Source organism: Achromobacter colocynthidis (assembly GCF_057334535.1).
Genome location: NZ_JBHFIZ010000035.1, coordinates 218465 through 239009, shown reverse-complemented (window position 1 = coordinate 239009; position 20545 = coordinate 218465). Strand labels below are relative to the sequence as shown.

Here is a 20545-nt window from a genome sequence, read left to right as displayed (position 1 = left end):
GACAAATAAGCCGAAGAATAAGCCGAAGAGCAGGCCGCGTATTGCCCTGTCGCGTTTGTCATGTTCTGTTAACCCTGGCCCACGGCAGAAGAGTACATTGCGCTACCGGCGATCCGTCCCTGAGAGAAGGATGGATGCTTTGATACCTCCTCTTGATACCCCTGTTAATAGGTGACTCCGTGCGACGTACCCTTCTGGCCTTGGCCCTAGCAACCCTTCCCGGCTTGGGCGCCGCCGCCGCGCTCAGCTCGTCCATCGGCGCGGTCACCGTGTATCAGGACCGCGCGGTGGTGACTCGTTCCGCCAGCAGCGAGCTCGCGGCGGGCGAACATGAACTGGTGCTGGAAAACCTGCCGGCGTCATTGCAGGAAAATTCCCTGCAAGTGTCCGCCAAGAGCACCGGTCAAGCGTCCTTGCTTGACGTCAAGGTGCGCGACGCCTTTCGGGCAGACGCCACCAACGAGCGCGTTCGCACCCTGCAAGAGCAAGTCCGCAAACTGGAAGGCCAGTTGGCCGGGCTGGACGACGAGGCCGCCGTGTTGGAGAACCAGCGCGAGCTGGTGCTGATGATGCAGCGAGGCGCCACCGAGCCGTCCAAGGACAGTGCCCGCCTGACGCTGGACGAATTGAAAGCCATCCAGACCCTTAGCGCCGACAGTTTGGGCAAGACGCTGGCGGGGCTGCGCCAGGTTGCCGAACGTAAAGAAGCGCTGGAACGGGAATTGTCCGCGCTGCAAAGCCAAATGAACATCGTGCGAGGCCAATTGAGCCGGCGCAGCAAGACCGTCACGCTGCGCGTGAACCTGGCGCGCGCGGGCAAGGTGGACCTGGCGGTGTCGTATGCAGTAGGCGGCGCGCGTTGGACGCCCGCTTACGACGCACGCTTGCGTCCGTCCGACCGCAGCGTGGACCTGGGTTATTTCGGCGTCGTCCGGCAAAACACGGGCGAAGACTGGAACAACGTGAAGCTGACACTGTCGACCGCGCGCCCGGCGCTGGGCGGCGGTGCCCCGCCCTTGACGCCATGGATCATCGACGTGGCGGCGCCCCCGCCACCGCCCCGCCCCGTGGCCGCGCCGGCTCCCGCCGTGAGCAGCGAGATGATGAGAAAGCGTGCCCCGCTCGCAGGCAGCCAGGCGTATGCCGACGCCGCCATGGACGAAGCGGTGCCGGAGCCCATCGACGTGCAGACCGCGCAAGTGCAGAACGACGCCACCAGCGCGTCGTTCCAGATCAAGACCCCGGCCACGCTGGCGTCCGACAACACCTCGCAGCGCGTGGCCATCACCACGGCCAAGCTGCCCGCCACCTTGCAGTACCAGTCCACGCCCGCGCTGCGCGAAGCGGTGTTCCTGACTGCGCAAGCCAGCAACAGCACCGACTTCCCCTTCCTGGCCGGTTCGCTCAACACGTTCCTGGACGACGCCTTTGTGGCGTCCGGTTCTCTCAAGGCGGTGATGCCGGGCGAAAAGGTCGAGCTGGCGATGGGCGCCGACGACGGCATCTCGATCAAGCGCCAGTTGGTCAATCGCTTTACCGAAAGCACGGGGTTTTCCGGCAGCGGCAAGCGCGTGACCTACGAATACAAGATCACCGTGAAGAACAACAAGGCCACCAAGGAACAGGTGGTGTTCAAGGACCGGCTGCCGGTGTCTCGCAACGAGAAAATCGTGGTCAAGCTGCTGTCGCCCGCCGACCGCGACGTCAAGCGCGAAGAAGACGGCAAGCTGGCCTGGGAATGGGAGCTGGAGCCGGGCAAGTCCCGCGACACCGTGCTGAAGTTCTCGGTGGACTATCCCGGCGACATTGACGTGTCGGGTATTTGAAGCCGTGAGGTGAAGCCTTGAAGTGAAGCCTTGAAGCCGCCGCCGCCCGCTCAATGGCGGCGGCAGAAATCGATGAATGCGTCGGGCTCCAAGGGCATGGACAAGCCATAGCCTTGCGCCACGTCGCAACCCAGTTCGCGCAGCAGCTGCACGTCGCGCTCTTGTTCGACGCCTTCGGCCACCACGCGCCGGCCCAGCACACGGCCCATTTCGATGGCGGCGGCCACCACGGCACGCGACGCGGCTTCGCGGTGCATGTGCACGATGAAGTCGCGGTCGATCTTCAATTCGGTAAACGGCATGGCCGAGAACAGCCGCATCGACGCGATGCCGGCCCCAAAATCGTCCATCGCCAATTCAAAGCCGCGTACCCGCAGCAGGTTCAAGACCGACGACAAGGCCAGCCAATCGTTGACCGGCTCGTCCTCGGTCAGTTCCACCTTCACCAAGCGCGCCGGCAGGCCGGCCCGCGCGCCCCGCTTTTCCAGCACGGCGGGCATGTCGCGCGAACACAGCGTGGAAGACGACGCATTGATGGCGATGGGCACGGCGATATCTTCGGCGTGCAAGGTTTGCAGCACTTCCAGCACGCGATCCGTCACCCGCAGGAACAACATCCGGTCCATGCCCAGGCGATGCGCGGCGGGCACGAAATCAGCGGCGGCAATGGATCCAAGCTCGGGATGGTCCCAGCGCGACAAGGCCTCGGCGGCCACCACCTTCCCCGTCGACAGGCTCATCTGCGGTTGCAGCACCACGCTCATGCCCTCGCCCGTGATCAGGGCGCGGCCCAATTCGGCTTCGATGACTTCGCGGCGTATCGATTGCTGCTGGGGCGTCGTCATGTCCTCGGCCGCCAGGCCCGCCTTGACGGCCTGATGCATGGACGTGCGCGACACCGGCTTGGACAGCGCCTGCGCCGAGGGGCAGCCCGCCTGCAGCGCCAGCCGCACGTGAGACTCCAGCAATTCGTCGCTCAGGCTGCTGATCCAGATGATGGGCGGCATGCTTTTCAGGCGGCCCGCGTCGACCAGGCGCCGCAGCTCGTTGGGCAGATGCGTGCCGTCGCCGTCGCTCATGACGATGTCGCTGATCACCAGATCGTAGAACTGGCGGCCCAGTGCGCTGATGGCTTCCGTGCTGCTGCCCACGCCGGCAACGCGCCGGTATCCCAACGCCAGCAGCATGTTCTGCAGGTACGCGCGTTCAACGGGGTGATCTTCGACCAGAAGAATCCGCCGCGCGGCGCCGGCGTCTGTTTTGGGCATTGCGTTCCGTCCTAATTCATAGGGCGTTATTCATAGGGCGGGCCGTTGCCGGCCACCGCTGGTTTTATCGGGGTTCATGCTACGGCATTCGCGCGCGATCTGTCGTTGTGAAGAAAGGGCTACGGCGATTTCCCCGCCGATAGGCGTAGGTTTGGGAACACCTGCCCGGTCCTGCCTCGGTCCGTTGTCGATACGCAACGCGACCGGCTCCGCCAGACGGTGGCAGCCCTCCGGCGGCGGGGCTACGCGGCCAGTGCGATAATGGCGACCATCACGCATCCAGCGCATTGGCGCATCTACGGCACGGAGCCCCCCTTGACCCGCATTGACGACCCCCAGCACGACCGCGAGGTCGGCACGGCCGACTCCACCCAGGACAACACGCGCACCGACGACACCCGCATCAGCGCCGTGCGTCCGTTGATTTCGCCCGCGCTCCTGCAGGACGAGTTACCCGTATCCCCCACCATTCAGAACCTGGTCGAGCAAAGCCGCGCCGAGATCGCCGACGTGCTGCATGGCCGCGACGACCGCCTGCTGATCGTGGTCGGCCCCTGCTCCATCCACGACCATGGTCAGGCCATGGACTACGCGCGCCAGTTGCGCGCCGCGGTCGACCAGCACAAGAAAGACCTGCTGATCGTCATGCGCGTGTATTTCGAAAAGCCGCGCACCACCGTGGGCTGGAAGGGCTACATCAACGATCCCCGCCTTGACGGCAGCTTCCGCATCAACGAAGGCTTGCGCCGCGCCCGCGAATTGTTGCTGGACATCAGCGGCCTGGGCCTGCCCATTGCCACCGAATTCCTGGACCTGCTCAGCCCGCAATACATCGCGGACTTGATCGCCTGGGGCGCCATCGGCGCGCGCACCACCGAAAGCCCCAGCCACCGCCAACTGAGCTCTGGCCTGAGCTGCCCGCTGGGTTTCAAGAACGGCACCGACGGCGGCGTGCAGATTGCGGCCGACGCCATGGTGGCCGCCAGCGCCAAGCACGCCTTCATGGGCATGACGAAGATGGGCATGGCCGCCATTTTTGAAACGCGCGGCAATCAGGACACGCACGTGATCCTGCGCGGCGGCAAGCAAGGCCCGAACTATGACGCGGCCAGCGTTGACGCCTGTTGCGCCGCCCTGCGCGCCGCCGGCCAGCGCGAGCAGGTCATGATCGATTGCTCACACGCCAACTCCAACAAGTCGCATCTGCGCCAGATCGACGTGGCCCAGGACATCGCCGCGCAGCTTTCGCGGGGCGACGCCCGCATCACCGGCGTCATGATCGAAAGCCATCTGGAAGAAGGCCGCCAGGACCTGAAGCCCGGCCAGCCCCTGCGCCGTGGTGTATCGATTACCGACGCCTGCCTGGGCTGGACCCAGACGGAACCGGTGCTGGACACCCTGGCGCAGGCCGTGCGTCAGCGCCGCGCCATCGCCGCCAAGCGCTAAGGAAATTCCTTAGCGGTAGAGGGCATACGGCGCCGGATCCACGTCCGGCGCCTGGCCCGTGATCAGGCTGGCAAGCAGCTTGCCGGTCACCGGGCCCAGCGTGAAGCCGTGATGCGCGTGGCCAAACGCCATCCATAACCCAGCGTGCCGAGGCGCGGGCCCGATCACCGGCCGCATATCAGGCATGCAGGGGCGGCATCCCATCCAGGGTTCTTTTTCAACCGCCGCGCCCAAGGGCAGCAATTGGCTGGCCAGTGCGCGCGTACGCTGAATCTGAATCGGCGAAGGCGGCGCATCGCGCGCCGCGAATTCCGCCCCGGTGGTCAGCCGCACACCCAACGTCATTGGCGTTACGACAAAGCCGCTGTCGATGTCCGCTACCGGGTGCGTCAGCGTGGCGCCGTCTTCCAGCGCGAAGTGCTGGTGATAGCCGCGCTTGACCGCCATGGGAATGCGGTAGCCCAAGGGCCGCAACACATCGGGTGACCAAGGCCCCATCGCCACGACCACGTCGCGGGCGTCGATGCGGCCGTCATCGCCTTGCACCTGCCATCCCTGGCTGCCGGCCGATTTCAGGGTGCGCGCATCGCCTCGCAGCAATTGCCCCCCGCGCTGCTGGAACAGGGCCGCATACCCCCGCGTCACCGCGCCGGGGTCAGACACGTTGACAGGGTCCAGCCAGTGCACGGCGCCCACCATGCGCTCGGACAGCGACGGCTCAAGCGCCGTCAGCGCCTGCCGGTCCAGCACTCGGTAGTTCAGCCCGTACGGCGCCAGCGACTCGGCTTCTGCGACGGCGCGCGCCAGGCCCGCCTGGGACCGCACCCCATCGATCCAGCCTGTGCGGCGGAACAAGGGCGAGAGGTTCGCATCGTCTTTCAGCGCGTCGTGCTCGGCTACGCTGCGCTCGATCAGCGGCAGCATCGCTTCAGCCGCGCGCGCCAGCCGCGCGGGCGATGAATGCCACCAGTAGCGCAGCAGCCAGGGCGCCACGCGCGGCAGAAAGCGCACGTGATAGCTCACGTCGGGCGTGTTGTTGCGTGCATAGCGCCACAGGCTGCGCCAATCACGCGGAAACGCATAGGGAATGACGCTGGCCCGTTCGATCAGGCCCGCGTTGCCGTAGCTGGTTTCCTCGCCGGGGCCGCGGCGGTCAAGCAGCACCACGGAACGTCCGCGCGCCAATAAATGCAGCGCCGTGCTGACGCCGACGATGCCCGCACCCAGAACCACAACGTCTGTTTTCATGCGCCGCATTCTGCGCCTTGCCCCCCGTGTTCGGCAAGGGCGCGCCAGCGTAGAATCGCCGCTCTCGCGCTGTGCTTTCCCCGACCCTTGCCCGCCATCCGGACCCCGCCATGCCCCTACCGCCCTTGCACCCCGTCACGCTCCATGGCGACATCGTGCGCCTGGAACCCATGGCCGCGCAGCATGCCGATGCGCTGGCGCAAGTGGGCCTGCATTCGGAACTCTGGCGTTTGCAGCCGGAACCCATCGCGACGGTCGACGACATGCGGCGCTATGTGACGCGCGCGTTGGAAGACGCGCAGGCGGGCGCCTGCCTGCCCTTTGTCATCGTGCAGCAAAGCACCGGGCAGATCATCGGCGCCACGCGCTACATGGACATTGCGCTGGCGCACAAGCGGCTTGAGATCGGCGCTACCTGGTTGACGCCGGCCTGCCAACGTTCGGGCGCCAACAGCGAAGCCAAGTTCTTATTACTTCGGCACGCTTTTGAAACAATTGGTATCATACGCATCGTTTTCAAGACGGAACTGAGCAATGCCCAGTCTCGCGCGGCCATTTTGCGCCTTGGGGCAATCGAGGAAGGCGTGTTTCGCAAGCATCTGATTTCACAGTCGGGGCGCACGCGCGACATGGTCTATTTCGCGATCCTCGACGACGACTGGCCATCGGTCAAATCACGCCTGCTGGCGCGACTGGCCTGGCCGCGCTAGGGCTTGCGCCGGGCTCCGCGCCACGTTCCTTTTCATCGCCGGACTGCGTTGTCCGGTACGCCCTTTTCAAGTCAGGTATGGATAGCACTCCCCTCATTCCCGCCGCAGTCTCCGCTGCGCGGCACAGCATTTTCATCTACACGGAAGAACAGCGCGGCAACCAACTGGTTGAATCGCCCGTCATTGGCATGCTTTCCGATGTTTCGGGCTCGGACAAGCTCATCGTGGCGCAAGATCCCCACAGCGGCTTGAAGTTCATCTATCGGGTGGACCACGAAAGCAGCAACCTGGATGCCGCCGCCATCACCGAGCAGGAACCGGCCGCGTTCGACGGCAAGACCTCGGTCCAGATCAACGCCATGTCTTACCGCCTGGGCAACGCCGAGAATGCGATGAAATTGCTGCGCGGCAAAAAACAGTGGATCCAGGACAAGGGCGCGGTACTGTCGGTGTTGCTGCAAAACGCGGCCGCGCGCAAGACGCGCTTTGCCTCGGCGCGTATCGAACGCGACCGCATGCGCAAGGTGCCGGCCGGCGTGCCCATCGAATATCTGCCTACATAAATCGGATGGAACCAGACGCGGGTGTCTTATCCACAATTTCTGTGGATAAGGCGCGCGGCTATGCGCGTCCTGCGGCCCTTGCCAGCACGCTGTACGGCCTGCGCAATGTTTGATCAGGCACAAATTGCCGCTGGACTGGATGGCATCCAGGCGGCATGCTGCACCGCCGCGACATCGATGATGATATTCTCCGCAGGCATCAACGATACGAAACGTTTCATGCGTTCCGCCGCCTGGCTTGTGCCCACGCCAGCGGACGCTTATCCCAAACAGAACCCGTAGCATGTCAGGAGCGAAAAGCGTGTTTGCCCTTGAATCGCGTCGCGTGCAAACGCGAGCGGAGACCGCGCCGTGACGATTATCGTTGTCGATGATCACGGCGACTGGCGCGACACGATCGTCGAGTACATCCAGGATCTGGGGCTGGACAAAGCCATCCTCACGGCCGGATCGCTGGCCGAACTGGATCAACTGATGCTGTCCGTGACGCCGGGCATCCTGGTGCTGGACGCCATGCTGCCCGACGGCGACGCGCTGACCCGCATCTCGCAATTGCGCACCCGCTATCCGTCGATGGGTATCGTGATGCTGACCGGCCGCCTGCTCAGCGAAGACAAGGTGTCGGGCCTGAGCCTGGGCGCCGATCACTACCTGACCAAACCCGTGAATCTGGCCGAATTGGGCGCCACGTTGGTGTCGCTGTCGCGACGACTGCGCGTGGTGCCGGCAGAGGCCGACGACGCCGGTGGCAACACCTGGCGATTCGATCCCGCACGGCGCACGCTGGTGTCGCCCGGCCAAGTGTGTGTGGACATCACCGACACCGAAAGCCGGCTGATCGGCGCGCTGATCCAGGCCGCGCCGCTGCCCTTGTCGCGGGGCCGCCTGGTCGAGGCGCTGGGCGCCAGCATCGACGCCTACGACACGCATCGGCTGGACGCGCACATGCATCGGCTGCGCCGCAAACTCCGCGCGCAGGCCGCGGGCGACCTGGGCATACGCACCGTGTATGGTGTCGGCTATGTGTGCACCACGCCCGTCCAGGTCGTGGGCAGCGCCAAACCCTGATATTTGTTCACAGGCTCTCTCCTTCCATGCGCCCTGCCCTCCGTCCCCGCCGCTCCGTTCTCTACATGCCCGGCGCCAACGCGCGCGCCTTGGACAAGGCCCGTGGGCTGGACGCCGATGCCCTGATTCTTGACCTGGAAGACGCCGTGGCGCCCGACGCCAAGGCACAGGCCCGCGCGCAGGTCGCCGCGGCCTTGAAGCAAGGCGGCTACGGCCACCGCGAGTGCATCGTGCGCATCAATGCGCTGGACACGCCGTGGGGCCACGACGACGTCGTCGCCATTGCGCAGGCCGGCGCCGACGCCGTGTTGCTGCCCAAGGTGCAATCCGCCGCCCAACTGGCCGCGCTGGCCCAGGCGCTGGACGCCGCCGGCGCGCCGTCCGACCTGCCCTTATGGGCCATGGCGGAAACGCCGCTGGGTTTTCTGCGGCTGGACGCCATTGCAGGCGGTCACCCCCGGCTGTCCGCCATCGTGGTGGGCACGTCCGACCTGGTCAAGGACCTGCACGCGCGCCACACGCCCGGCCGTGAAGAAACCCTGTTAGCGCGATCGCTTGCCGTCATGGCCGCGCGCGCCCACGGCTTGGCGGTCCTGGACGGCGTGCACCTGGACTTGAACGACGACGCGGGCTACGCGGCTGCCTGCGAGCAAGGGCGCGACCAGGGCTTTGACGGCAAGACGCTGATCCATCCCAAGCAGATCGCCGCCGCCAACGCCGCCTTTGCGCCCACCGACAGCGAACTGGCCCTGGCGCGCAAGCGTCTGGATGCCTGGCGCCAGGCACAGGCCGCCGGCCAGGGCGTGGCCGTGGTGGACGGCGCGCTGGTCGAAAACCTGCACGCCGAAGAGGCCGAGCGCGTGCTTGCCCTGGCCGAGGCTATCTCGGGCACTGCTTCCGAGGCTTGAGCCCCTAAAACGGGCTTCGTCTGCGCCAATGCGCGCGGCCCGGTACAATACTGCCCACGATTGGACGACGCCCCTTGCCTGGGGCGCGTCTCTTCACCTTTTCGCGCCGATGTCCGCCTGCTGTGTCATGGCTGCGCGCGCGAACCACCCGGTTCCCTTTTTTGCGCCGCGCCTTGTGGCGGGAGCCTCGCCGCGCGCCTGCCGCGTCACCCCCTGCCCCAAGATTCATGATCCGCTTCCAACAAGTTTCACTCATGCGCGGCGTCAAGCCCTTGCTCGACAAGGTCGACCTGCTCTTGAACCCCGGCGACAAGATCGGCCTCATCGGCGCCAACGGCGCCGGCAAGTCCAGCCTGTTCGGCCTTTTGCGCGGCACGCTGCACGCCGACCAGGGCGACCTTGACTACCCTTCAAGCTGGCGCATGGCCTACGTGGCGCAGGAAACCCCCGCGCTGGACCGCCCCGCCATCGAATACGCGATTGACGGCGACGTCACCTTGCGCAAGCTGGAAGCGGAACTGGCGGCATTGGAAGCCGAACCCGAAAGCGCCGAAAACGGTTTGCGCATGGGCGACATCTACGCCGCGCTGGCCGATGCCGATGCCTACACGGTGCATTCGCGCGCCGAACAATTGCTGACCGGCCTGGGCTTCACTCAAGAGCAGATGCATCTGCCGCTGACCAGCTTTTCCGGCGGCTGGCGCATGCGCCTGAACCTGGCGCAAGCGCTGATGTGCCCGTCTGACCTGCTGCTGCTGGACGAGCCCACCAACCACTTGGACCTGGACGCCATCATCTGGCTGGAAGACTGGCTCAAGCGCTACCCGGGCACGCTCATCGTCATCTCGCACGATCGCGACTTCCTGGATGGCGTGGTCAACGTCATCGTCCATATCGACGAACGCAAGCTCAAGCGTTATTCGGGCAATTACTCGTCGTTTGAACGCCAACGCGCCGCCCAGTTGGAACTGGCGCAAGGCATGATGGAAAAGCAGATGCGGCAACGTTCGCACCTGCAATCGTTCATTGACCGCTTCAAGGCCCAGGCCAGCAAGGCCCGTCAGGCGCAAAGCCGCATCAAGGCGCTGGCCCGCATGGAAGAAGTGGCGCCGCTGCGCGCCGCCGCCGAATTCTCGTTTGAATTCCGCGAGCCCCTGCGCGCGCCCAACCCCTTGCTGACCATGGACAAGGTCAGTGCCGGTTACCGCGTGGAAGACGAAGACACGCAGGCCGTGTCCGACAAGATCATTGTGTCGGGCATCAATTTTTCGCTTCAGGCCGGCCAGCGCATCGGACTCCTGGGCATCAACGGCGCGGGCAAGTCCACGTTCATCAAGACCATCGCGGGCGACCTGGCCACGTTGGGCGGCGACACGCAGTTCAACAAGGGCCTGTCCATCGGCTACTTTGCCCAGCACCAGGTGGAAATGCTGCGTCACGACGAATCTCCGTTGTGGCACATGATGAAGCTTGCACCCACCGTGCGCGAGCAAGAGCTGCGTAACTTCCTGGGCAGCTTCAACTTCAACGGCAACATGGCCACCAGTTCCATCGCGCCCTTCTCCGGCGGCGAAAAAGCGCGCCTGGCGCTGGCGCTGATTGTCTGGCAGCGCCCCAACCTGCTGTTGCTGGATGAGCCCACCAACCACTTGGACCTGGAAACGCGTGAGGCGCTGACCACGGCGCTGGCGCAATTCGAAGGCACCTTGATGCTGGTCTCGCACGACCGTCACCTGCTGCGCGCCACCACCGACGAGTTCATCATCGTGGCCGACGGCGTCGTCAAACCGTTCGATGGCGCCCTGGACGACTACAAAGACTGGCTCTACAAAACCAAACTGGCCGCCAAAGCCGCCTGATCGCGTTACAATCCCGCGAATTGCCGGCAGGCGCCTTCGATGCGTCGCTTGCACGGCAACCTTCAACCCCGTCCCGCTGTACGCGGGACGAGTTTTTTCAGCGCTCGTAGATGACGATCAAAGACCAACTATTTCTCGCCAGCCAGTATCTTGCGCCGCATCACCTGGTGTCGCGCTTCTTCGGATACGCCTCAGACTGCCGGGAACCCGCGGTCAAGAATTGGATGATTTCGCGCTTTGTCCGCAAGTACGGAGTGGACATGCGCGAAGCCTTGCAAGAAGACCCGTTGGCCTACGACTGCTTCAATGACTTCTTCACCCGCGCGCTGAAAGACGACGCGCGCCCGCTGGACGATGAACCCGGTTCGGTGCTCTGTCCGGCCGACGGCGCCATCAGCCAATTGGGCGCCATCGAGCAAGGGCGCATTTTCCAGGCCAAGGGCCACAGCTATGGTCTGGTTGACCTGCTGGGCGGCGACGTGGAACGCGCCGCGCCTTTCCAGGGCGGCGAATTCGCCACCGTCTACCTGTCGCCCAAGGACTACCACCGCGTCCACATGCCGGTGGCCGGCACGCTGCGCGAAATGGTGCATGTGCCGGGTCGGTTGTTCTCGGTGAACCCGCTGACCGCGCGCAACGTGCCGCGCCTGTTCGCGCGCAACGAGCGCGTGGTCTGCATATTCGATACCGAGCTCGGCCCCATGGCGGTGGTGCTGGTGGGCGCGATGATCGTCGCGTCGATTGAAACGGTCTGGGCCGGCCTGGTGACGCCGTTCAAGCGTCGCGTGAAGTCGGTGCGCTATGACGCCACGGCGCGCGCGCCGATCCATCTGGAGAAAGGCGCGGAGATGGGCCGCTTCAAGCTGGGTTCGACCGCGATCGTGCTGTTTGGCCCGGACAAGATCCGCTGGGCCGACACGCCGTCGGTGCTGGGTCCCGTGCGCATGGGCGAACTGCTGGCCTTGCCCACGGCGCGGCCCTGACCGCCTTGGAAGATGCTTGCACGCCGCTTGCACCCCGCTTGTACGCCGCCTGCAAGTTGATTCCAAAAAGCGAATAAGCATTTCGCAATCTATTCGCTTTCATCGATAAAGCAGGGTTGTTAGATTACGGGCTTTTGCCGGCCCGCCATGACTTCCAACGCCCTGCCCGTTCCTACGCCTGCCAGCACGCCGACCACCAGCGCAGCCGCCCCCGTGCCGCGCGCGCTTGCCCGCATGCTTAGCCTGAATGACTTTGAAGCCGCGGCGCGCAAGCGCTTGCCCCGGCCTATCTTCGGCTACGTGGCGGGCGCCGCGGAAGACAACCAGTCGCTGCACGACAACCGCCGCGCCTTCGCCCAATACAGCTTCGCGCCCCGCGTGCTGGTTGACGTGTCACGCCGCACGCAAAGCACGGAAATTTTCGGACGCCGCTACGCCTCGCCGTTCGGTATTGCCCCCATGGGCATCAGCGCCTTGTCGGCGTACCGGGGCGACGTTGTGCTGGCCCGCGCCGCGCGAGACGAAGGCATCCCCGCCATCCTCAGCGGCACGTCGCTCATTGCGCTGGAAGACGTGATCCGCGAAGCGCCCGGCACCTGGTTCCAGGCCTATCTGCCGGGCGATCCCGCAAAAATCGACGCCTTGGTCGACCGGGCACGCCGCGCCGGTTATGAAACCTTGGTATTGACCGTCGACATCCCCGTGTCCGCCAATCGCGAAAACAACGTGCGTACCGGCTTTTCAACGCCGCTCAAACCCAGCCTGCGCCTGGCGTGGGACGGCTTGACCCGGCCGCGCTGGCTGGCGGGTACCTTCCTGCGCACCTTGCTGGCCCCCGGCATGCCGCATTTTGAAAATTCATTCGCCACGCGCGGCGCGCCCATTGTGTCTGCGTCCGTGCTGCGCGACTTCACCGCGCGCGATCACCTGAATTGGGAACACGTGGCGCGCATACGCCGCCAGGGGCGGGGCGCCTTGATCATCAAGGGCATCCTGCATCCGCAAGACGCGGCGCTGGCGCGCCAGCACGGCGCCGATGGCGTCATCGTGTCCAACCACGGCGGCCGCCAACTGGATGGCGCCATCTCGCCGCTGCGTGCCCTGCCCCGCGTGGTTGACGCGGCGGGCAGCATGACCGTGATGATGGACAGCGGCGTGCGGCGCGGTGGCGATGTCTTGAAGGCGCTGGCGCTGGGCGCGCGCTTTGTATTCGTGGGCCGGCCGTTCAACTATGCGGCGGCGGTCGGCGGGCAGGCAGGCGTGGCGCACGCCATCCACCTGCTGCGCGCGGAAGTCGACCGCAACATGGCAATGCTGGGCATCAACAGCCTGCGGGAAATGAATGCGGACTTGCTCTGGCGTGACGGGCCGGGCGACCACTGAACGGCCTGTTGCTGAACCGGACACGGCCGGGCAGCGCGACGCGGCATAGAATGGCGGTTCCCTGGCCTGCCCCCTTCCCGCCGTGTCCCTACGCCAATCCTCGTTCTTCCTGCGCTTTCTGACACTGGGTGCGCTGGCCCACGTCTATGTCGGCGCGCGCTTGATCCCGGACGCGCAGTTGCCCGCCGCTGGTGCGGCCGCCGCCATCATCGCCCTGCTGCTGTCGTGCATCCTGATTCCCATGGGGATGCTGGCCCGTTCCTCGGTGAACCCGCCCTGGGGCGATCGCATTGCGTGGGTCGGGTTGATCGCGATGGGGCTGTTTTCGTCCCTGTTCGTCTTGACCGTCATCCGCGACGCCGCCCTGCTCTTGACGTGGCTGGTCACGCTGCTGGCCAACGCCAGCCTGCCCTGGCTGGACCTGCGCCGCTACAGCGCCTGGGCGGTTGCCGCACTGGCATTGGCGGGCACGCTGGTCGGCTTCTACAACGCGCGCAGCCGGGCCCGGGTGGTGGATGTGGACGTGCCCATCGCCGGCTTGCCGCAAGATCTGGACGGCTTCACCATCGTGCAGATCAGTGATGTCCACGTCGGCCCGACCATCAAGAAGCAATACGTGCAGGCCATTGTCGATGCCGTGAACGAACTGCTGCCCGACGTCATCGCCATCACCGGCGACGTGGTGGACGGCAGCGTCGAGCATCTGGCCGAGCAAGCCAGCCCGCTGGCTTCGCTGCGTGCGACTTACGGCGTGTACCTGGTGACGGGCAACCATGAATATTATTCAGGCGCCACGCCCTGGATCGCCGAATTCCGCCGGATGGGTTTGCGTGTGCTGTTGAACGAGCATGCGGTCATCCACCCATCGGGCTTGCCGGTGGTGGTGGCGGGCGTCACGGATTTCAGCGCCGGCGCGTTTGATCCCCAACACCGCAGCAATCCCAAGGCGGCGCTGGCCGGCGCCCCCGCCGACGCCTGCGCCAAGATTCTGCTGGCGCACCAGCCGCGCAGCGCGGCGGCGGCAGAACCGCTGGGCTACAGCTTGCAGTTGTCGGGCCACACGCATGGCGGGCAGTTTTTTCCGTGGGGGTTCTTCGTGCGCTTCCAGCAGCCCTTCACGGCGGGCCTGCATCGGCTAGGCAAGATGTGGGTCTATACCAGCCGGGGTACCGGCTACTGGGGGCCGCCCCCGCGGTGGGGCGCGCCGTCTGAAATCACGCGCCTGCGCTTGCGCACGGCGTCGGGGCGCGTCTGAATGGCAACGCGCCGACGCGCTTAGTCCGCCTGCGGCGCGTTGTCGGGCAAGGGGCCGCGCTCCAGGTAGCTGGTCAGCGCGATGTCGCTGGTGGTGTTGGTGATGCCGTCAATCTGGTGGATGCGGGCCAGCAGCAGCTCAAGCGCCTGCGTGTCACGCACCCGCACTTTCAGCAGCATGGCGCTTTTGCCGGTGATGGTGTGAATCTCTTCCACCTCGGTCAGCTCGGCCAGGCCCAGCACCTGTTGCGTGATCGTCCAGTTGGCGGTGTCCACATGCACGAAGGCCAGCAAGGGCCGGCCGATGCGCGCGCCATCCAGCCGGGCGGCAATGCCTTTGATCAGCCCGTCGCGCTTCAAGCGCTTGACCCGTTCATGCACCGCGGGGGCCGACAGGTTCAGTAATTTGCCTAGCTCGGCGTAGCTTGGCGTGGCGTCGTCCGCCAGCAACGTTAATAGTTTTCGGTCGCGATCGTCTAGGTCTGGCATCGGAATCAAGTTCTGCCTTACGGCATTCGGACTTTGATGGAATAAGGAAATATCGGCGTAATCCCTTATTTTATTCCAATAAAATTCGCGGCATGCAGAACCGTAGCAAGCGACAATCCCACCCCGCGTCCGCCGTGCCCGCCTTGATGTTTGCCGTCAGCGTCGTGGGTTCCAACGGCTTGGCGCTAAGCCCCATCTTGACCGACGTAGCGCGCTCGTTTTCAACGTCGGCGCTGACCATCAGCACCGCCATTTCGGCCTACGGCGCGGCCACGGCGGCAAGCGCCTTTTTCCTGGCCGCGCGCATCGACCGCATCGGCATCCGCCGTTCGCTCTTGGGCGCCATGCTGGTGCTGATCGCGGCCCTGGTCCTGTCCGCCCCCGCGCCGCACTGGATCGTGCTGACCTTGGCGCAGGCCTTGGCCGGCGCGGCGGCGGGCGTCATCCTGCCCGCGGCCTATGGCTCGGCATCGCTGGTGGCGCCTGCCGGGCAAGAGACGCGCACGCTGGGGCGCGTGATTGCCGGGTGGTCGGTGTCCTTGGTGGCGGGCGTGCCCTTGTCCGCGCTGATCTCGGACGCTGTCGGCTGGCGCGCCACCTACGGCACCCTGGCCCTGTGCGCCACGATCGCGCTGCTGGGCCTGCGCAAGCTGCCCGAACGCCGCGCGGAAAATCCCGCGCCGCTGCGCCTATCGCGCTTGCTTGCCCCGCTTTCCTATCGCGACGTGCCCGTGCTGCTGCTGGCGTGCCTGGCGTTCTCGTCCGCGTTCTACGGCGTCTACGCCTTCCTGGCCGACCACGTCCGCACACTGTTGGCGCTAAGCGCCGGCAAGGTGGGCTTCATCGCCTTCGCTTATGGCGCGGGCTTCATGCTGGCGGGGTTTGCCGGCGCGCCGCTGATTGAACGCCTGGGGCCGCGGCGTGCCTTGCCACTGGCCTTGGCGACGATCGCCACGGTGTATCTGGTGTTGCTGCCCGCTACGCACGCCTTGGCGGCGGTACTGGCCATTGCCGTGCTCTGGGGCGCCGCGTCGCAGATCAGCTTGAACCTGCTTGTCCTGCTGCTGTCGCGCGCACGGCCCGATGAACGTGGCGCGGTGCTGGGCTTGAATACCTGCACGACGTATCTGGGCGCCAGCGTGGGCACGGCGGTCGCCGGCACGCTGTACACGCATGCGGGCTTTGAAGCCTTGGGCGTGTGCGCATCGGCCGTCGTGGGCCTGGCCGCGCTGGGCCTGCATTGGCGCTTGAACGGCCGCCGCGCCGAACGGCGCGAGGCGGCGGCGTAACGTCCCTTCTGGACTACCAGGGGAAGGTGATCAGGTCGCCGTACAAACGCTTCAAGGTCGCTTTGACCTCGGGCGAGTTCTGGTAGATGGCAATGAACTTCAGCAAGCGCGGGTCTTGCGCCTTGTCGGGCGTGGTTACCCAGCGGATGGCGTAGCGGCGGATGCTGGCGGGGTCGGTGTTGTCGAACGCCAGCCCATCCTTTTCATTCAGGCCCGCCTGCTTGGCAAAGGTGGTGTAGGTGACCGACGCCGTCACGTCATCAAAGGTGCGCGCGGATTGCGAGCCTTCAATCTGCACGAACTTCAGCTTCTTGGGGTTGGACACCACGTCTTGCAGCGTGGCCTGGTGGGCCACGCCGGGCTTCAGTTTGATCAAGCCAATCGATTCCAGCAGCAGCAAGGCGCGGCCCGTGTTGACCGGGTCGTTGGGCACGGCGATGGTCGCGCCGTCCGGCACCGTATCGCCCTTCTTCAGCTTCTTGGAAAACAGGCCGATGGTGGTGGAATAACCATAGGCGATGGGGGTCAGGTTCGCGCCCCGGCGCTGGTTGAACAGTTGCAGAAACGGTTCGTGCTGGAAGAAATTGGCATCAACCGAACCATCGGCCACGGCGATGTTGGGCAGCACCCAATCATTGAATTCCACCAGTTGCACCTCCAGGCCCTCTTTCTTGGCTTGGGCAATGGCTTGCTCGGTGGCTTCGTTGGCCACGCTGGCAATCACGCCGATGCGCAAGGGCTTGTCTTGCGCGGTGGCCGTGGCGCAGGCCGCCACGCTCAGGGCCAGCACGGCCGCGCCGCGCGTCAGGGTGGAAAACAACGAATGCAAGTGCATGAAAGCCATCCAAAGGGAATCAAAGCCGGCGCGCGAACGATAGGTGATCAGGGCAAGCGGGTGGGTTGATCGGCGCGCAGCCGCTATTGTGCAGCAGCAGGCTCGCGTGTCCGGCAATAGCCATTGTTGCGCAATGGCGATGATTGACCCAGCACGTAAGCAAACGGCCAGGGTACTATCCGCCCAATGATGAACCCCACCGGAGCCCGCAGCGTGCAGAACCCTGTTGCCTTGCCTACCCAAATCTCCCTGATCGGCGCGCCCACGGATATCGGCGCGGGCGCTCGCGGCGCGTCGATGGGCCCGGAAGCCTTGCGCGTGGCGGATCTGGGTCCCGTGATCGAGGCGCAGGGGTTTGAAGTGATAGACCGCGGCAACCTCTACGGCCCCGCCAACCCTTGGCTGCCGCCCCATAACGGCTATCGCCATCTGGCGGAAGTGGCCGCGTGGAACCAGGCCGTGCATGACGCCGTCTACGCCGAACTCAGCCAGGGCCGTCTACCCATCCTGCTAGGCGGCGACCACTGCCTGGGCATCGGCTCCATCAGCGCCGTGGCGCGCCATTGCCGGGAAGCCGGCAAGAAGCTGCGCGTGCTGTGGCTGGACGCGCATGCAGACTTCAACACCCATGCGCTGACCCCCACCGGCAATATCCATGGCATGCCCGTGGCCTGCCTGTGCGGCTACGGCCCGGCAGAGATCACCGGCATGTCTGGCCAGACGCCCGACATCGAACCAGGCTGGGTACGCCAGATCGGCATCCGCAGCGTGGACCAAGGTGAAAAGCAGTTGGTGCACCAGGCCGGCCTGGAAGTGTTCGACATGCGCTATCTGGATGAAATGGGCATGCGCGCCACGATGGACGCCGCGCTGGCGGGCCTGGATGCCGACACGCACCTGCATGTGAGCTTCGACGTGGACTTCCTGGACCCCGACATCGCGCCCGGCGTCGGCACCACCGTACCCGGCGGCCCCACTTACCGCGAAGCGCAGTTGTGCATGGAAATGATTGCCGACACGGGCTTGATGCGCTCGCTGGACGTGGTGGAACTGAACCCCGCGCTGGACGTGCGCAACAAGACGGCGGAAGTGGCCGTGGACCTGATCGAAAGCCTGTTCGGAAAATCGACGTTGATGCGCCGGGGCAGTTGAGCGCTACGGCGCTTTCGCCTTTGCGCCTGGGCCCTTGAATACCGGCTACCCCTCGCGGGCGCGCCGGATAGCTTGCGCGGCATCCTGCAAATGCGCCAGGTTCTGATCCCGCGCTTCCCACACGCGCGGCGTCGGCCCGGCCATGCATAGCGCGTACCATTCCCCGCCCAAATCCAGCGCCACCGCCAGGCCGGTCAGGTCCGCCACGCTTTCGCCGACGTTCGCGGCCCAACCGCTCTCCTCTACCCGCGCCACCTCGGCCAGCAAGGCCTCGCGCGTCGTCAGCGTGCGCTCGGTATGTCGGGTGTAGTCGGCGGCCGCCAACACGCTATCCCGTTCCGCCGCCGGCAACCGCGCCAGCACCGCCTTGGCGACGGCACTGGTATGCAAGGGCCGCCGCTCGCCCGGCCGCGCGGCGTAATGCACGGGTTGCGTGGACTCCACCACGTCTAGAAACACCACGGCGCCGTCCTGGATCTTGCCCAGCATGACGGTTTCATTGGCCGCATCGCGCAAGGCCAGCAGATGCGGGCGAACCTGTTCCAGCCAGGGGTCGCCAGACTGGATCAGCGCGCTTAGCGCTTGCAGCCGCGCGGTGGGGTAATACCCGCCGCGCCGCCGCACTTCATACAAATAACCGCGTGCCACCAGCGTGCGCACCAGGGCCAGGCAACTGGACATGGGCGCGCCCAAGCCCTGGGCCAATTCGGTCAGCGGCATGGGCCGCCGCGCCTGCGCAAAAAGTTCGATCAGATCCAACGTTCGGGCGACGAGCTTCACTTCCATGGTGGCGACCTTTTTCGCGGCGCTACCTGAGCAAAAACGACGAATCTGCTAGGTAATCCACTATGTTGACTTTTCATATGGGCGAACCTAAATTCTTGCACAGGAATTTAATTTCACATACAAGAATTCCACTTCAGCCGGCAGGATTCCGGCTGCCCCCTCGGCGGTTCCGCGTCATCACCAAGAACTCAAACAATCGGCTCGTTTCCGGGCCGGGGAGACAGACAGATGCGTATCAAACCCCTGTTGGCGGCCGCGCCCGCCACGATGGCCGCCTGCGCGGCGCAAGCTCAATCGGATGTGGTGCGCCTGGGCGTATCCAATGACCGATCGGGCATCTACTCGGATTTAGGCGGACAAGGTTCCGAGATGTCGGTGCGCATGGCCGTCGAGGACTTCGGCGGCAAGGTGGCGGGCAAGACCGTGGAAGTGGTGGGCGCCGACAACCAGAACAAGGCGGACGTGGCCTCGGCGCTGGTGCGGCGCTGGTTCGACACGCAAGGCCTGGTTGCCGTGGTGGACGGCGGCGCCAGTTCGGCTGGGCTGGCCGCGCAAGGCGTTGCCCGGGAAAAAGGCGGCACGGCGTTGATCAGCGGCGGCTTTGCTGGCGACTTCAGCGGCAAGCAATGCAGCACGCTCAGCACGCAGTGGGCGCCCGACACCTACGCCCTGTCGAACGCCGTCGTGAAAAGCGTGGTGCAAGCCGGCGGCAAGTCCTGGTACTTCATCACCACCGATTACGTATTCGGCAAATCGCTGGAAAGCAATGCCACCCGTTTCGTGCAAGAAGCGGGCGGCAAGGTGCTGGGCAGCACGCGCCATCCGCTGGGCGCCCTGGACTTCGCCTCGTTCCTGCTGCAAGCACAGGCCTCGAAGGCAGAAGTGGTGGGCCTGGCGAGCGCGGGCGGTGACCTTGTCAACCTGATCAAGCAAGCACAGGAATTCGGCCTGACCGGCGGCAAGCAGCGCTTGTTGACCTTCCTGACCTTCATCAACGACGTCCAGGCCATGGGCCTGCCCGTGGCGCAGGGCCTGACCTTTCCCACCGGGTTTTACTGGGACGCCGACGAAGACACCCGCGCCTGGACCAAACGCTGGCAACAGAAGATGGGCGTGACGCGCCCGCCGTCCATCGTGCAGGCGCTGAGCTATGTGGCCACCACGCACTACCTGCAAGCCGCGCAGGCGGCCGGCACCTTCGAGGGCGAAGCGGTCAATAAGAAGATGCGTGAATTGCCCATCACCACCAAGCTCATCAAGAATGCCCGCATCCGCCCCGAGGACGGCCGCGTCATCATGGACCTGTATCTGGTTGAAGTGAAAAAGCCCGCCGAATCCAAGTACCCGGGCGACTTCTACCGCATCTTGTCCACGGTGCCGGGCGACAAGGTGTTCGTGTCGTTGGCCGACAGCGAATGCCCCCTGATCAAAAAGTGAATATCGCGCCACGGCGCGCGGGTGTAGGCTGCTGGCTATAA

The 20545-nt window shown here is 65.3% G+C and carries 18 protein-coding genes; 13 read left to right on the top strand and 5 right to left on the bottom strand.

Annotated elements, in window-relative coordinates; all coding sequences use genetic code 11:
* Positions 1 to 179: 179 nt before the first annotated feature.
* Entirely contained in the window at positions 180 to 1826 is a 1647-nt protein-coding gene (locus ACE04A_RS16845; protein WP_448718791.1) for a mucoidy inhibitor MuiA family protein, read from the top strand.
* 50 nt (positions 1827 to 1876) lie between these two features.
* Here ACE04A_RS16845 and ACE04A_RS16840 read toward each other — a convergent pair whose 3' ends face one another.
* Entirely contained in the window at positions 1877 to 3094 is a 1218-nt protein-coding gene (locus ACE04A_RS16840; protein ID WP_485820326.1) for an EAL domain-containing response regulator, read from the bottom strand.
* Between the two features lie 315 nt (positions 3095 to 3409).
* On the opposite strand from ACE04A_RS16840, the gene ACE04A_RS16835 reads away from it, so the two are divergent.
* Positions 3410 to 4540, top strand: a complete 1131-nt coding sequence (locus ACE04A_RS16835; protein WP_448718789.1) for a 3-deoxy-7-phosphoheptulonate synthase — start codon at positions 3410 to 3412, stop codon at positions 4538 to 4540.
* 9 nt (positions 4541 to 4549) lie between these two features.
* Here ACE04A_RS16835 and ACE04A_RS16830 read toward each other — a convergent pair whose 3' ends face one another.
* Entirely contained in the window at positions 4550 to 5788 is a 1239-nt protein-coding gene (locus ACE04A_RS16830) for an NAD(P)/FAD-dependent oxidoreductase (protein ID WP_448718788.1), read from the bottom strand.
* A 110-nt stretch (positions 5789 to 5898) separates the two neighbouring features.
* Here ACE04A_RS16830 and ACE04A_RS16825 point away from each other — a divergent pair, with 110 nt between their 5' ends.
* From ACE04A_RS16825 to ACE04A_RS16790, 8 genes are all read left to right on the top strand, one after another.
* Positions 5899 to 6498, top strand: a complete 600-nt coding sequence (locus tag ACE04A_RS16825) for a GNAT family N-acetyltransferase (RefSeq protein WP_448718787.1) — start codon at positions 5899 to 5901, stop codon at positions 6496 to 6498.
* A gap of 77 nt (positions 6499 to 6575) precedes the next feature.
* On the top strand, positions 6576 to 7061 hold the full coding sequence (locus ACE04A_RS16820) for a hypothetical protein (RefSeq protein ID WP_259247561.1): 486 nt from the start codon (positions 6576 to 6578) through the stop codon (positions 7059 to 7061).
* Positions 7062 to 7412: 351 nt separating this feature from the next.
* Positions 7413 to 8129 carry a response regulator transcription factor gene (locus ACE04A_RS16815; protein ID WP_259247563.1) on the top strand — a complete coding sequence of 239 codons (717 nt, stop codon included), beginning with the start codon at positions 7413 to 7415 and terminating at the stop codon, positions 8127 to 8129.
* Positions 8130 to 8155: 26 nt separating this feature from the next.
* On the top strand, positions 8156 to 9037 hold the full coding sequence (locus ACE04A_RS16810) for an HpcH/HpaI aldolase/citrate lyase family protein (RefSeq protein ID WP_448718786.1): 882 nt from the start codon (positions 8156 to 8158) through the stop codon (positions 9035 to 9037).
* Positions 9038 to 9264: 227 nt separating this feature from the next.
* Entirely contained in the window at positions 9265 to 10896 is a 1632-nt protein-coding gene (locus tag ACE04A_RS16805) for an ATP-binding cassette domain-containing protein (protein ID WP_485820325.1), read from the top strand.
* Between the two features lie 110 nt (positions 10897 to 11006).
* On the top strand, positions 11007 to 11879 hold the full coding sequence (asd, locus tag ACE04A_RS16800; protein ID WP_259247582.1) for an archaetidylserine decarboxylase: 873 nt from the start codon (positions 11007 to 11009) through the stop codon (positions 11877 to 11879).
* A 147-nt stretch (positions 11880 to 12026) separates the two neighbouring features.
* Entirely contained in the window at positions 12027 to 13262 is a 1236-nt protein-coding gene (locus tag ACE04A_RS16795; RefSeq protein WP_485820324.1) for an alpha-hydroxy acid oxidase, read from the top strand.
* Between the two features lie 82 nt (positions 13263 to 13344).
* On the top strand, positions 13345 to 14517 hold the full coding sequence (locus ACE04A_RS16790; RefSeq protein WP_485820323.1) for a metallophosphoesterase: 1173 nt from the start codon (positions 13345 to 13347) through the stop codon (positions 14515 to 14517).
* A gap of 20 nt (positions 14518 to 14537) precedes the next feature.
* Here ACE04A_RS16790 and ACE04A_RS16785 read toward each other — a convergent pair whose 3' ends face one another.
* The gene (locus ACE04A_RS16785; RefSeq protein WP_100855828.1) at positions 14538 to 15005 is read right to left on the bottom strand and encodes an Lrp/AsnC family transcriptional regulator; all 468 of its coding nucleotides are present in this window, start codon (positions 15003 to 15005) and stop codon (positions 14538 to 14540) included.
* A gap of 92 nt (positions 15006 to 15097) precedes the next feature.
* Between ACE04A_RS16785 and ACE04A_RS16780 the strand changes: the two genes are divergently transcribed.
* Complete coding sequence (locus ACE04A_RS16780) at positions 15098 to 16294, top strand: MFS transporter (protein WP_485820322.1); 1197 nt, start codon at positions 15098 to 15100, stop codon at positions 16292 to 16294.
* Positions 16295 to 16307: 13 nt separating this feature from the next.
* Here the strand turns inward: ACE04A_RS16780 and ACE04A_RS16775 are convergent, their stop codons facing one another.
* Positions 16308 to 17129, bottom strand: a complete 822-nt coding sequence (locus tag ACE04A_RS16775) for a MetQ/NlpA family ABC transporter substrate-binding protein (protein WP_259247595.1) — start codon at positions 17127 to 17129, stop codon at positions 16308 to 16310.
* Positions 17130 to 17318: 189 nt separating this feature from the next.
* Between ACE04A_RS16775 and rocF the strand changes: the two genes are divergently transcribed.
* A complete protein-coding gene (gene rocF / locus ACE04A_RS16770) occupies positions 17319 to 18281 on the top strand; it encodes an arginase (protein WP_279996204.1) in 963 nt (320 codons plus the stop codon).
* 45 nt (positions 18282 to 18326) lie between these two features.
* On the opposite strand, the gene ACE04A_RS16765 is transcribed toward rocF, so the two are convergent.
* Positions 18327 to 19067, bottom strand: a complete 741-nt coding sequence (locus ACE04A_RS16765) for an IclR family transcriptional regulator (protein WP_448718782.1) — start codon at positions 19065 to 19067, stop codon at positions 18327 to 18329.
* Between the two features lie 228 nt (positions 19068 to 19295).
* On the opposite strand from ACE04A_RS16765, the gene ACE04A_RS16760 reads away from it, so the two are divergent.
* Entirely contained in the window at positions 19296 to 20504 is a 1209-nt protein-coding gene (locus ACE04A_RS16760; RefSeq protein WP_485820321.1) for an ABC transporter substrate-binding protein, read from the top strand.
* Positions 20505 to 20545: the final 41 nt, after the last annotated feature.

Coding starts and splice junctions, on each gene's coding strand:
- ACE04A_RS16840 (WP_485820326.1), bottom strand. CDS start 3,094: ATGCCCAAAACAGACGCCGGCGCCGCGCGGCGGATTCTTCTGGTCGAA.
- ACE04A_RS16830 (WP_448718788.1), bottom strand. CDS start 5,788: ATGAAAACAGACGTTGTGGTTCTGGGTGCGGGCATCGTCGGCGTCAGC.
- ACE04A_RS16825 (WP_448718787.1), top strand. CDS start 5,899: ATGCCCCTACCGCCCTTGCACCCCGTCACGCTCCATGGCGACATCGTG.
- ACE04A_RS16820 (WP_259247561.1), top strand. CDS start 6,576: ATGGATAGCACTCCCCTCATTCCCGCCGCAGTCTCCGCTGCGCGGCAC.
- ACE04A_RS16810 (WP_448718786.1), top strand. CDS start 8,156: ATGCGCCCTGCCCTCCGTCCCCGCCGCTCCGTTCTCTACATGCCCGGC.
- ACE04A_RS16805 (WP_485820325.1), top strand. CDS start 9,265: ATGATCCGCTTCCAACAAGTTTCACTCATGCGCGGCGTCAAGCCCTTG.
- asd (WP_259247582.1), top strand. CDS start 11,007: ATGACGATCAAAGACCAACTATTTCTCGCCAGCCAGTATCTTGCGCCG.
- ACE04A_RS16795 (WP_485820324.1), top strand. CDS start 12,027: ATGACTTCCAACGCCCTGCCCGTTCCTACGCCTGCCAGCACGCCGACC.
- ACE04A_RS16785 (WP_100855828.1), bottom strand. CDS start 15,005: ATGCCAGACCTAGACGATCGCGACCGAAAACTATTAACGTTGCTGGCG.
- ACE04A_RS16780 (WP_485820322.1), top strand. CDS start 15,098: ATGCAGAACCGTAGCAAGCGACAATCCCACCCCGCGTCCGCCGTGCCC.
- ACE04A_RS16775 (WP_259247595.1), bottom strand. CDS start 17,129: ATGCACTTGCATTCGTTGTTTTCCACCCTGACGCGCGGCGCGGCCGTG.
- rocF (WP_279996204.1), top strand. CDS start 17,319: ATGAACCCCACCGGAGCCCGCAGCGTGCAGAACCCTGTTGCCTTGCCT.
- ACE04A_RS16765 (WP_448718782.1), bottom strand. CDS start 19,067: ATGGAAGTGAAGCTCGTCGCCCGAACGTTGGATCTGATCGAACTTTTT.
- ACE04A_RS16760 (WP_485820321.1), top strand. CDS start 19,296: ATGCGTATCAAACCCCTGTTGGCGGCCGCGCCCGCCACGATGGCCGCC.